At 68.3% G+C, this 11,534-nt stretch carries 12 protein-coding genes; 9 read left to right on the top strand and 3 right to left on the bottom strand.

Going from position 1 to position 11,534, the window contains the following annotated elements:
* Window positions 1-12: 12 nt before the first annotated feature.
* Window positions 13-393, top strand: coding sequence for a PPOX class F420-dependent oxidoreductase (locus AU193_RS00250; protein WP_064420345.1), 381 nt, complete (start codon window positions 13-15; stop codon window positions 391-393).
* A 2-nt stretch (window positions 394-395) separates the two neighbouring features.
* Complete coding sequence (locus AU193_RS00245; protein WP_064420344.1) at window positions 396-794, top strand: PPOX class F420-dependent oxidoreductase; 399 nt, start codon at window positions 396-398, stop codon at window positions 792-794.
* Here the strand turns inward: AU193_RS00245 and AU193_RS00240 are convergent.
* Window positions 778-1,485 carry a dienelactone hydrolase family protein gene (locus AU193_RS00240; RefSeq protein ID WP_064420343.1) on the bottom strand — a complete coding sequence of 236 codons (708 nt, stop codon included), beginning with the start codon at window positions 1,483-1,485 and terminating at the stop codon, window positions 778-780. The two genes, AU193_RS00245 and AU193_RS00240, sit on opposite strands and share 17 nt — an antisense overlap.
* 47 nt (window positions 1,486-1,532) lie before the next feature.
* Between AU193_RS00240 and AU193_RS00235 the strand changes: the two genes are divergently transcribed.
* Genes AU193_RS00235 through AU193_RS23760 form a run of 4 tightly spaced genes read left to right on the top strand, consistent with a single transcriptional unit; the run spans window position 1,533 to window position 6,024 of the window.
* Complete coding sequence (locus AU193_RS00235; RefSeq protein WP_064420342.1) at window positions 1,533-2,018, top strand: FxsA family protein; 486 nt, start codon at window positions 1,533-1,535, stop codon at window positions 2,016-2,018.
* 13 nt (window positions 2,019-2,031) lie between these two features.
* Window positions 2,032-3,618, top strand: coding sequence for an amidohydrolase (locus tag AU193_RS00230; protein ID WP_064420341.1), 1,587 nt, complete (start codon window positions 2,032-2,034; stop codon window positions 3,616-3,618).
* Window positions 3,611-5,251, top strand: coding sequence for an apolipoprotein N-acyltransferase (gene lnt / locus AU193_RS00225; protein ID WP_064420340.1), 1,641 nt, complete (start codon window positions 3,611-3,613; stop codon window positions 5,249-5,251). The genes AU193_RS00230 and lnt overlap by 8 nt, the downstream gene beginning before the upstream one ends.
* Window positions 5,248-6,024: a polyprenol monophosphomannose synthase gene (locus AU193_RS23760; protein WP_064420339.1), complete on the top strand. Its 777-nt coding sequence runs from the start codon at window positions 5,248-5,250 to the stop codon at window positions 6,022-6,024. Before lnt ends, AU193_RS23760 begins: the two co-directional genes overlap by 4 nt.
* Window positions 6,025-6,127: 103 nt before the next feature.
* On the opposite strand, the gene AU193_RS00215 is transcribed toward AU193_RS23760, so the two are convergent.
* Window positions 6,128-6,463, bottom strand: coding sequence for an RNA polymerase-binding protein RbpA (locus tag AU193_RS00215; protein WP_064420338.1), 336 nt, complete (start codon window positions 6,461-6,463; stop codon window positions 6,128-6,130).
* Window positions 6,464-6,600: 137 nt separating this feature from the next.
* Here AU193_RS00215 and AU193_RS00210 point away from each other — a divergent pair, with 137 nt between their 5' ends.
* Window positions 6,601-6,930 carry a hypothetical protein gene (locus tag AU193_RS00210; RefSeq protein ID WP_064420617.1) on the top strand — a complete coding sequence of 110 codons (330 nt, stop codon included), beginning with the start codon at window positions 6,601-6,603 and terminating at the stop codon, window positions 6,928-6,930.
* A gap of 315 nt (window positions 6,931-7,245) precedes the next feature.
* Here the strand turns inward: AU193_RS00210 and AU193_RS00200 are convergent, their stop codons facing one another.
* Window positions 7,246-7,920 carry a hypothetical protein gene (locus tag AU193_RS00200; RefSeq protein ID WP_064420336.1) on the bottom strand — a complete coding sequence of 225 codons (675 nt, stop codon included), beginning with the start codon at window positions 7,918-7,920 and terminating at the stop codon, window positions 7,246-7,248.
* 72 nt (window positions 7,921-7,992) lie between these two features.
* Here AU193_RS00200 and AU193_RS00195 point away from each other — a divergent pair, with 72 nt between their 5' ends.
* Both AU193_RS00195 and AU193_RS00190 read left to right on the top strand, forming a co-directional pair.
* Window positions 7,993-9,501, top strand: a complete 1,509-nt coding sequence (locus tag AU193_RS00195; RefSeq protein WP_064420335.1) for a carboxylesterase/lipase family protein — start codon at window positions 7,993-7,995, stop codon at window positions 9,499-9,501.
* Between the two features lie 44 nt (window positions 9,502-9,545).
* Window positions 9,546-11,501, top strand: a complete 1,956-nt coding sequence (locus AU193_RS00190) for a phosphotransferase (protein ID WP_064420334.1) — start codon at window positions 9,546-9,548, stop codon at window positions 11,499-11,501.
* The last annotated feature ends 33 nt before the right edge of the window (window positions 11,502-11,534 follow it).

The following is an 11,534-nucleotide window of genomic DNA, read 5'->3' as shown; positions in this document are numbered from 1 at the left end:
ATCTTCGAGGACGTGTCTGCCACCTTTGCCGACGTTGCGAAGTCCGAGTACATCCTGCTCACCACTTTCACCAAGGACGGCAGGCCCAAGCCGACACCGATCTGGGCGGTGCCCGACGGCGACGGCCTGATCGCCATCACGCAGGAGAAGTCGTGGAAGGTCAAGCGGATCCGCAACACCCCGCGGGTGACCATCGCCCCCTGCGACATGCGCGGCAACCCCAAGGGTGAGCCCGTCGAGGCCGTCGCCGAGATCCTCGACAAGTCGGCCAACGGCGCCACCTACGACGCGATCGGCAAGCGCTACGGGCTGCTGGGCAAAACGTTCAACGTTTTCTCCAAGCTGCGCGGGGGAATGAAGAACAACGTGACCATCGCAATCAAGCCGGGCTGACCATGGCCGACACGTTCGACGACGTCGCGCGCTCGAAGTACATCCTGTTGACGACCTTCACCAAGGACGGCACACCCAAACCGACCCCGATCTGGGGCGTACCCGAGGACGACAAGCTGCTCGTCATCACCGATGACGGATCGTGGAAAACCAAGCGCATCAACAACACTCCTCGGGTGACCATCCAGAAGTCCACGGCACTGGGCGAACCGAAGGGCAACCCGGTCGAAGCCGTCGCCAGGGTGCTGCCCAAGCAGGAGACCCGCCGCGTCTTCGACATGGTCACCAGGCGCTATTGGTGGCACGCGTGGTGGTGGATTCCCCAGGCACTGATCCGCGGCGGTATCGACAAGGTGCACATCGGAATCGAGATCGCGCCCGCGGTCAACCCCGCGGTGTAACCGCGAGGTGTTCGCCGAAGAACGCGAACACCCGCGCCCAGGCGTCGTCCGCCGCCGCCCGGTTGTATCCGAACCCGGTGATCCTCAGAAGCGGTTGTCCCGGCAGCTTGTTCGCGAAGCTGTGCCCGGCATCCGGATATACCTTGATGTCTGCCGGAATGCCCTTGTCCGCGACGACCTTTCGCAAACGATCGGCGGCACCGATGCCGATCGGGTCGCGCCTGCCGAAGCTGGCGACGATCGGGCACGCCCCGGTCAACGTGTCGTCGAGACGGCGCGGTAGGGGGGTGCCGTAGAACGGCGCCGATGCACCGAAACCCTGCGGTGACATCACCAGCGCGAACTGTCCACCCATACAGAATCCGGCGATGCCGACTGCGCCCGTGCACTCCGGCAGGGCCAGCACGTGGTCGCGGGCGGCCAGGATGTCATCGAGCGCGCGGCCCCGCTTGCTGAGCAGTTCGCGAAACACCCGGGTGATGCAGCGAGCGCGGCCACCGCGCGAGTACAGGTCCGGAGTGATCGCGATGTAGCCGGCTTCGGCGATGCGGGCCGATATCGCCTCGTTGTCCGGTCCGTACCCGATCGCGTCGTGCACGACCACGATCGCCGGCCACGGACCCTCGCCGTCCGGCGTCGAGAGCAACGCGTCGATCGGACCGTCCGGCGTAGCGATCTTGATCGTGGCCATATCGTCAATCTACGGAACCGACAGGGGCGCCCGGACGTTTACCCCGTATGGCGATGCGGCTGTTTGTCCTCTATGTGGTCATCGAGACCGCGGTCGTGGTGGCCCTGGTGTCGACGATCGGCATCGGCTGGACGCTGCTGCTGCTTCTCACGACGTTCGTGCTGGGTTTTGCGCTGGCCGGATCACAGGTCAGGCGTCATCTCGGCAGGTTGCGCTCGGGTCTGACCACGTCGACACTGCACGGTGCGGCGGCCGACAGCATCCTGGTCGCGCTCGCAACGGTGCTGGTCGTGATCCCCGGGCTGGCCAGTTCGGTGGCAGGGGCGCTGCTCCTGCTGCCACCGACCCGGGCGGCGGCCCGTCCGCTGCTGACCGCGCTGGCGGCCCGCCGGATGCCGCTGATCACCGCCGGCGTCGCGGGCTGGGGAGCCGCCACGAGGCGAAACGACTACATCGACGGCGAGGTCGTCGACGTCGTCGACATGGAACAACCCGCCGTGGAGCGCGCACCCCGCCCAGACGACCGTCTGTGAGAACCTCCCCTAGGTGACGACCCTTCTGCTCAACGGGCGGGTACACAGCCCCGCCATGCCCGACGCCACGGCGCTGGCCGTGCGCGACGGCGTGATCGCATGGTTGGGCAGCGACGACGTCGGCCGCGGCCAGTATCCCGAGGCGCAGGTCGTCGACCTCGACGGCGCCTTCGTCGCCCCCGCGTTCGTCGACAGTCACATCCACCTCACCGCCACCGGACTCACGCTCTCCGGACTCGACCTGCGGCGCGCCACCTCGCTACCGCACTGTCTGCAACTGCTCGGCGACCATGCCCGCACCCATCCGGACGGTCCGATCTGGGGGCACGGATGGGACGAGTCCAGCTGGTCGGAACGCACTCCGCCCAGCACCGGTGACGTCGACGCCGTCGTGGGGGACCGACCGGCTTACCTCGCCAGGGTGGACGTGCACTCGGCCGCGGCGTCCACCGCGCTGCGGGCGCTCTGCCCCGGCCTCGCCGACTCGGCCGGATACCACCCGCACCGGCCGCTGACCAGCGACGCTCATCACCTGGTCCGCGCCGCCGCGCGGGCCGGGCTGACGCGCCGGCAACGTGACGACGCGCGCACCGCCGCGCTCAACGCGGCGGCGGCACACGGAATCGTCGCCGTGCACGAATGCGCGGGCCCGCAGATCGGCGGCCTCGACGACTGGGACGAGGTCCGGGCTCACGAGCACGGCGTCGAGATCATCGGCTACTGGGGCGAAGCGGTCACCACAGCCGATCAGGCACGCGGGCTGATCGAGCGCACGGGCGCCCGCGGCCTGGCGGGCGACCTCTTCGTCGACGGGGCGCTCGGCTCACGCACCGCCTGGCTGCGCGAGCCTTACGCCGACGCGCCGGGCTGTGTCGGGAACGCCTACCTCGACCGTGACGCCATCGAGGACCATCTGCACGCATGCACACAGGCGGGGATCACGGCCGGCTTCCACGTGATCGGCGACGCCGCCGTGGCCGCGGTCGTCGATGCGCTCGAGTCCGTCGTCGCATCCTTCGGGGCGCCCGCGGTCGCCCGGTGCGGGCACCGACTCGAACATCTGGAGATGGTCACCGAGGGACAGGCGCACAAGCTCGGCGCATGGGGTGTGCTCGCCAGCATGCAACCGAATTTCGATGCGCTCTGGGGCGGCGAAACCGGAATGTACGCCCAGCGTCTCGGGGCGCAGCGAGCCAAGCCGTTGAACCCGTTCGCGCTGTTAGCATCCCAAGGCGTGCCCCTCGCCTTCGGCTCTGACAGCCCCGTCACCGGGATCGATCCGTGGGCGACGCTGCGCGCGGCGACGCGACACCAGACGCCGGGCAGCGCGCTCTCGGCGCGTGCGGCGTTCGCGGCACTCACCCGCGGCGCGTGGCGCGCCGCAGGCGTTCGGGATGGGTTGGCGGGCACCCTCGTTCCCGGTGCGCCGGCCTCGTACGCAATCTGGGAGGCCGATCAACTCGAGGTGAGTGCGCCCGCCGACGCAGTACAACGGTGGTCCACCGACCGGCGGTCGCGGGTACCGCCGTTGCCCCGCCTAGACGGCCCGTCACCCCGGTGTCGGCAGACGGTTCACCGGGGTGCTGTCATAGATGGCTGAAACGGTCTCGAAGACAAGGCGATTCGGTCAGACCGTGGTGAACCGAATGCCGCAGCTTACCGTCGTCCTCGTCGGTGGCGTGCTGCTGTGTCTGAGCTTTCCGCCGTTCGGTTGGTGGTATCTGGGTTTCCTCGCTTTCGCGCTGCTGGCCTGGACGCTGACACGCGAGACCACCACGGTGCGAGGCGGATTCGGCTACGGTTTCCTGTTCGGCGCGGCGTTCTATCTGCCGCTGCTGCCGTGGGTCGGGGCGTTCGTCGGACCCTTCCCGTGGATCGGGTTGGCGCTCGCCGAGGCGGTGTTTCCGGCGCTGTTCGGCGCGGCCGCTGTGCTGGTTCGGCGGCTACCGGGCTGGCCGCTGTGGTCCGCCGGGCTGTGGGTGGCACAGGAGTGGCTCAAGTCGACGGTGCCGTTCGGCGGGTTCCCATGGGGTGTGGTCGCTTACGGCCAGACCGAGAGCCCGCTGCGGTCGATCGCCCAACTGGGCGGGGCGCCGCTGCTGTCATTCGCGACCGTGCTCGTCGGGTTCAGCTTGGCGGCAATGGTTTTCGAGGTCGTCCAGTGGTGGCGGCGCGACGACGCACGGAAAGCCGCGCCCCCGGCCGTCGTGGTGCCGGGCTTGTGTATCAGCGCCGTGCTGCTGGTCACCGCGCTGACGTGGCCGCACGTCCGCCAGTCCGGCCTCGGGGCCGGAGACGAGCACTCGGTCACCGTGGCCGTCGTCCAGGGCAACGTGCCCCGGCTCGGACTCGACTTCAACGCCCAGCGTCGCGCCGTGCTCGACAATCACGTCCGCGAGACGTTGCGGCTGGCCGAGGACGTGCGGGCGGGGCGGGCGCCGCGGCCGATATTCGTCGTCTGGCCCGAGAACTCCTCCGACATCGATCCGCTGGCCAATTCCGACGCCCATGAGCTGATCTCCTCTGCCGCCGCGGCCATCGACGCGCCGATCCTCGTCGGCGCGGTGGTCGAGGCGCCCGGCGCGACGTCCGAGGAGCCGACCACGACGAACTCGGTGATCGTGTGGAATCCCCGCAGCGGTCCCGGTGAGCGCCACGACAAGCAGATCGTGCAGCCCTTCGGCGAGTACCTGCCGTGGCGCGGGTTCTTCCGTCACTTCTCCGAATACGCAGACCGTGCCGGCTACTTCGTGCCGGGCGACGGCACGGGCGTGGTGCACCCGGCCGGCGTGCCGGTCGGGGTGACCACCTGCTGGGAGGTGATCTTCGACCGTGCACCGCGAGAGTCGGTGCGCAACGGCGCACAGCTGCTGGTCGTGCCGTCGAACAACGCGACGTTCACCGAGTCGATGAGCGAACAGCAACTCGCGTTCGCCCGGCTGCGCGCTGTCGAACACGACCGGTACGTCGTGGTCGCGGGGACGACGGGTATCAGCGCGATCGTCTCGCCGGACGGCCGTGAGTTGGCTCGCACCGCGTTCTACGAACCGGCCTACCTGGACTCCGCGGTACGGCTGAAAACCCAGCTCACAGCCGCGACACGGTTCGGGCCGCTGGTGGAGGGGCTGCTCATCGCCCTCGGCGTGGGCAGTCTGATCGTCGCGATGCTGCACAATGAAGGCTTTGTGCGTCGTCGAGTGAGCGGCGGCACCAAAGACAGAGGAGCCACATGACGACGGGCCGGGACCCGGGGGAGCGCCCCAGCCAGCGCGCGCTGGTGATCATTCCCACGTACAACGAGCGGGAGAACCTTCCGCTGATCGTCGAACGCGTCCAGAAGGCGCGGCCCGATGTCCACATCCTCGTCGTCGACGACGGCAGCCCCGACGGAACCGGCCGGCTCGCCGACGAGCTGGCGCTCGCAGACCCCGACCGCATCCATGTCATGCACCGCAATGCCAAGGGCGGCCTCGGCGCGGCGTATCTGGCCGGGTTCGCCTGGGGGCTGAGCCGCGAGTACTCGGTGCTCGTCGAAATGGACGCCGACGGCAGTCACCCGCCCGAACAGCTGTACCGGTTGCTCGACGCCATAGACGGCGGGACCGACCTGGTGATCGGCTCGCGCTACGTGGCAGGCGGAGAGGTGCGCAACTGGCCGCGTCGGCGCCTGGTGCTGTCCCGTACCGCCAACGGTTATTCGCGCATCCTGCTCGGTGTCGGCATCCACGACATCACCGCCGGTTATCGCGCCTACCGCCGCGAGGTGCTGGAGAAGATCGACCTGAGCGCGGTCGATTCGAAGGGTTACTGCTTCCAGATCGACCTGACCTGGCGCACGATCAACAACGGGTTCGTCGTCGTGGAAGTGCCCATCACCTTCACCGAACGCGAGTTCGGTCAGTCCAAGATGAGCGGGTCCAACATCCGCGAGGCCCTGTTCAAGGTCGCCGAGTGGGGTCTGCGCGGCCGTCTCGACCGGGCCCGTGGGGCCCGGGTTACGCGGTGATCCTCACCTGCCGCGCATCCCTCACCTGCCGCGAGTGACCGCGTCTGTACGGCGACACGCCGTGCTTTCGTGGCACAAAGCGGTCGCTCGCGCGGGCAGGGGATCAGCCGCGGCGGCGGGTCTTGATGATGTCGAGCCGCTCCTTGAGCAGTTCCTCGAGCTCCTCGATCGACCGGCGCTCGAGCAGCATGTCCCAGTGCGTCCGCGGCGGCTTGGTCTTCTTGGGCTCGGGGGCATCACCCTCGATCAGAGTGCCCTCCATGCCGTTGCGGCACAGCCAGGTGTGGGGAATCTCGGCGTCGTCGGCGAACGGGACGTCGAACTCTTCGCCGTTGTCGGTGCGGTACCGCGCGACCTGACGCGGCGCCAAGTCGTGGTTGCGGTCGGTCTCGTAGCTCACGGCACCGAGGCGACTTCCCCTCAAGACACGATCAGCCATCGTCAAACACTCCTCGATCAGCGCGTTATTGTCCGGATCTTCAACGCAGCAACCAGCTGCGAAGTTCCCGACTCGACCGTCCATGATACCGGGAAAGCGGCGACCCTCGGTTTACAGTCTGGCCTGTGGCCCCCGGGATCAAGAAGCGTCTACGCCCTCAGTCCTGCCGTTGGTGCGGTCGTGAGGTCGGTGATGCGGGGCTGGGCAGACGGCGACAGTACTGCAGGCAGTCGTGCCGGCAACGCGCGTACGAACAGCGGAGCGCGATCAAGGGCACGTCGCTGGCGCCCGACGCGGTCGTCCTCACCCCGGATGAGGCCGCCGAACTCTCCGATCGCGTCTACCAGGTGCGGTGCGCGGCCGAGGACCTCGCTCTCGCGGTCGATGAAGGCGCCGACAGCGGCGAATTGCGGCAATTGTGCGAGGCGTTGGTGAAGGCGGCCAAAGCCGCCGACGGCTGGCGCTGACTGCTCGGCGCTCCCGGTCCGCTGCGAGGTCGGGATCGACGTCTTTCCGCCACCCAGAATCGCAACGTTCTGGCTCTGCGTGGCCGTGCGTAGCGTCGTATCACCATGACCGCTCCCGCAGACCTCGCAGCACCCAATGTGCCCATCGCGGCCGGACCGGGTCGTCAAAGGCCTTCGGCAGCAACGCAAGCGAGCCGTGTTTCGGCTGGCGTCGCCGGTGATATTGCTCGTGCTGTGGCAGTTGCTCAGCGCTGTCGGTTTGATCCCGCAGGACGTGTTGGCCGCCGTCGTTGATCCACAACGGTCAACTCGCGGTCAGCAGCTGAACTTCTCGCCGGTCTGCGGTGGCGCGGCAACCGGCTGCAGGCAGCCGAACGGTTCGATGCCGGCGTCGCTGAACCGAACTGCGGACTGGTGGGCGTAGTTGACGCAGAACAGCCCGACGGTGTCGGTCCGGCAGCGGTAGTCGCCGAAGGACAGCACCCGGCCATAGGGAAGTTCGGGCCCCTGGCCGGCGGTGAACCGGCCGGGATCGCCGTGTACGGAGCCGACGGTCACGCTGGTGCCGTCGTAGTCGACCCAGCCGCCCTTCCACTCGCCATAGGCGTCATCCGGCCGCGGCGGCGGGTCGACCAGGTCCACCAGGCAGGCAAGTGCCCCGTCGGCGTACTGGCTGTCGGTCATGCAACTGGTCTTGCCCGACGGCGTGGTGAATGCGACGTCCTCCCCGAGGTCTGTCGTCTGGCCCTCACGCGTGGCCGCGTGGTACTGAGCGGCGTCGGCGGGCTCACCGGCTTCGACCCAGGCCACCACGTCCCCGATCGGTGCGCCCGGGGCGGGGGGACCGGTCGACTTCGGTTTGGTCGTGGTCGTGGTCGCAGAACTCGCCGGCGGGGACGGCGGAATGGGTTCGATCCGTTCAGCCTGTCCGCCTGTCGTCGTCGAACACCCCGCTACCAGCACCGACGCGATCAGCACAGCCATTCGCATACCGGCCAGGCTAGCGGCCCGACACGCAATCCCTGGCCAGGCGCGGCGGGCGTGCATTGCTAACGTCGGGTGATGCACGAACACACCGTCCGCGCGATCATCGCATCCGGGACGATCGAGGGCTTCACCCGCGACGGCGTGCACCGCTGGCGCGGAATCCCGTACGCGCGCCCGCCGGTGGGTCCGCTGCGCCTGCGCGCACCCCAGCCGGTGCAGCCGTGGCGCGGCGTCCGCTACTGCCACGGATACGGCAACTGCGCGCCTCAGCAACGCATGTACACGATGCTCGCGCCGGGCAGGTACCAACCGATGAGCGAGGACTGCCTGACCCTGAACGTCGTGAGCCCGAAGAAGCGGCATGACGCCGCGCTGCCGGTGATGGTCTTCATCCATGGCGGCGGGTATTTCATGGGAACCTCGGCCACGCCGATCTACGACGGTGCGGCGCTGGCCCGCAAGGGCTGTGTGTACGTATCGGTCAACTACCGGCTGGGCGCACTGGGGTGTCTGGACCTGTCGTCGTTGTCGAACCGGGACGTCACGATCGACGACAACCTGTATCTGCGGGATCTGGTGATGGCCCTGCGCTGGATACGCGAGAACATCGCGGTGTTCGGCGGCGATCCCGAGAACGTCACGATCTTCGGTGAGAGCGCCGGAGCGCATGCCGTGGCCACGCTGCTGGCGGTGCCTGCCGCCAAAGACCTTTTCGCCAAGGCGATCTCGGAGTCTCCGGCGGCGGGGATGGTGCGCACCCCGGACGTCGCGGCTGACTACGCGTCGCGATTTGCGGCGCTGCTGGGTACGAGGGAGGGCGACGGCGCCGCCGCGGTGATGGCGGCCCGTCCCGCTGAACTGGTCCACGCGTTCGAACGGCTCGTCAAGCACGGCCAGCGCGAGATGCTCGGCGCCTTCGCCGCGGGCCCGACGAGTGGAACCGAGTATCTGCCCGACGATCCGGTGGAGGCCATGCGCAGCGGCAGGGCGCACCGCGTTCCGCTGATCGTCGGAACGAACGCCGAGGAGGCCAACCTGTTCGGGCGCTTTCTCAAGCTGCTGCCGATGTCGGAGCCGATGATCGAGCGGTTGCTCGCAGGTGTGGAACCCGAAGAGCGCGAACGTATCACCGCGGCGTACCCGGGTTATCCGCACCAGAAGGCGTGTATCCAGTTCGGCAGTGACTTCGCGTTCGGCTCGGCCGCCTGGCAGATCGCCGAGGCGCACAGTCGCCATGCGCCGACGTATCTGTACCGCTACGACTACGCGCCGCGCCCGTTGCGCTGGTCGGGACTCGGCGCCACACACGCCACCGAGCTACTGGCGGTATTCGACGTGTACCGCACCGGGTTCGGGCGTCTGCTCACCGCGGCCGGCGACCGCCGAAGCGCCCTGCGCGTCAGCGATGACGTCCAACGCCGCTGGCGCGAATTCGCCCGCAGCGGTGTGCCCGGCGCCGACTGGCCCGCCTACACCGGCGCGGATCGCGCGGTCCGAGTGTTCGATCAGCGCCCGCGCATCGAGTTCGACCCGCACGCCGCCCGCAGGCAGGCGTGGGAAAACTTCTCGCTGGTCTCGCGTTAACGGTTTCACCGCAGCCACCACGACATGTCACACGGAGGTGACGAGTGTCCACCATCAACGTCGTCGAGCGTCCCGCAGAACTGAGCGCCGAGTGGCTGACGTCTGCGATCGGCTCGCCGGTTGTCGACTTCTCCTATGAGCGCATCGGGACCGGCCAGATGAGCGAGTGCTACCGGGTCGCGCTGGAGTACTCGGGTGACGACACCGGCCCAGCGACCGTGGTGCTCAAGGTGGCGGCCACCGACCCGGTCAGCAGGCAGACCGGTCTGGCGCTGGGCCTCTACGAACGCGAGGTGCGGTTCTACACCGACATCGCGCCGCGGATCGGGGGACCGGTGGCCCCGTGCTTCTCGTCGGCGTTCAACCCCGAGACCGGCGCCTTCCATCTGTTGCTCGGTGATGCAGGCCCTGCGATCGTCGGCGACGAAATCCGCGGCGCCTCAACCGAACAGGCCATACTGGCGCTGTCCGAGCTCGGCAGACTACATGGACAGTTGCTTGGGGATTCAGCAGTCGCGAGCGCCGAGTGGCTCAACCGGGAGGCACCGGTCAACCAGGCACTGATCGCCGGGTTGTATGCGGGCTTCGCCGAGCGCTATGCCGACAAGATCGCGCCCGCGCACCGTGACGTATGCGAGCGACTGATCGCGAGCTTCGACGCATACCTGGCCGCCGAGTCCGCGCCCGATCGGATCAAGGGACTCGTGCACGGCGATTACCGGCTCGACAACATGCTGTTCGGGCAGCCGGGCGCCGATCGGCCGCTGACCGTGGTGGATTGGCAGACGGTCACATGGGGCCCGGCGATGACGGACGTCGCGTACTTCATGGGGTGTGCGCTGCCTGTCGAGGCGCGCCGCGAGCACTACGACGCGCTGCTGAACGCCTACCACCGGGCGCTCGGGCCCGACGCGCCGGTCAGCATCGACGATGTGCGTGACGGGGTGCGCAGGCAGACCTTCGGTGGCGTGATGATGGCCATCATCTCGTCGATGCTCGTGGAGCGGACCGAGCGCGGCGACGAGATGTTCATGACGATGCTGCAACGCCACTGCGAGCATGTGCTCGACGTCGACGGGCTCGGCGTGCTACCGGAACCCGTTGCGCCTGAACCCCTTACGCCTGCGGCCGACGACGAAGGCGAACACCCCCCGGGTGACGAGCCGCTGTGGAACGAAAGCTGGTACTACGACTTCGTCGATCCTCGGCAGGACATCGGCGGCTGGGTACGACTCGGGCTGTACCCGAACCTGAAGACGTCCTGGGTCAACGGTCTGGTGTGCGGTCCGGGCATCCCGACCTACGCGCTGCTCGACTTCGAAGACACCGGCGCGATCGAACTGACCCTGACTGCCACCGAACCGCTCAAGACCTACCGCGTCACGATGCGCGGCCGCGGTCAGGCGTACGACGATCCGGCCGGACTGCTGCGCAACGAATCCGGACGGCCGGTCGACGTGTCGATGGAACTCGAATGGACCACCACCGGCACGCCGTATCTGTACCGGCTGACGCCGCGCTACGAGATTCCGTGCTCGGTGTCGGGCACGGTATCCGTCGACGGTCGCGAGTTCACGTTCACCGATGTTCCGGGCCAGCGCGACCACTCCTGGGGTGTACGCGACTGGTGGGGGATGGACTGGGTGTGGAGCGCGCTGCACCTCGACGACGGCACCCACCTGCACGGCGTCGACATCCGCATCCCCGGCGCCCCACCGCTCGGTATCGGTTACGTGCAACCGCCCGGCGAACCGCTGATCGAACTGCAAACCGTCACCGCGCGAGAAACGTTCGCCGACAATGCGTTACCGGTGCAGACGACGCTGACACTGGCGCCCGGCGACGTCACCGTCACGGCCGAGGTGCGCGGCCATGCGCCGGTGCTGCTGACCTCACCCGACGGCCGGATCAGCCACTTCCCGCGTGCATGGGCGACGGTCACGACCGCCGACGGCCGCAAGGGCGTGGGCTGGCTGGAGTGGAACCGCAACCAGCCCTAGCCATCGCCCTCTCTTGTTGTGCGAGCCAGTGCG

This window comes from Mycobacterium sp. GA-1285 (assembly GCF_001499905.1).
Lineage (GTDB): Bacteria > Actinomycetota > Actinomycetes > Mycobacteriales > Mycobacteriaceae > Mycobacterium.
This window is presented reverse-complemented; position numbering and strand designations above follow the sequence as displayed.

What these genes read in the sequence shown, in the direction of transcription:
- AU193_RS23760 (WP_064420339.1), top strand. Translation starts at nt 5,248, where the DNA reads ATGACGACGGGCCGGGACCCGGGGGAGCGCCCCAGCCAGCGCGCGCTG.
- AU193_RS00200 (WP_064420336.1), bottom strand. Translation starts at nt 7,920, where the DNA reads ATGCGAATGGCTGTGCTGATCGCGTCGGTGCTGGTAGCGGGGTGTTCG.
- AU193_RS00215 (WP_064420338.1), bottom strand. Translation starts at nt 6,463, where the DNA reads ATGGCTGATCGTGTCTTGAGGGGAAGTCGCCTCGGTGCCGTGAGCTAC.
- lnt (WP_064420340.1), top strand. Translation starts at nt 3,611, where the DNA reads ATGGCTGAAACGGTCTCGAAGACAAGGCGATTCGGTCAGACCGTGGTG.
- AU193_RS00235 (WP_064420342.1), top strand. Translation starts at nt 1,533, where the DNA reads ATGGCGATGCGGCTGTTTGTCCTCTATGTGGTCATCGAGACCGCGGTC.
- AU193_RS00195 (WP_064420335.1), top strand. Translation starts at nt 7,993, where the DNA reads ATGCACGAACACACCGTCCGCGCGATCATCGCATCCGGGACGATCGAG.
- AU193_RS00245 (WP_064420344.1), top strand. Translation starts at nt 396, where the DNA reads ATGGCCGACACGTTCGACGACGTCGCGCGCTCGAAGTACATCCTGTTG.
- AU193_RS00240 (WP_064420343.1), bottom strand. Translation starts at nt 1,485, where the DNA reads ATGGCCACGATCAAGATCGCTACGCCGGACGGTCCGATCGACGCGTTG.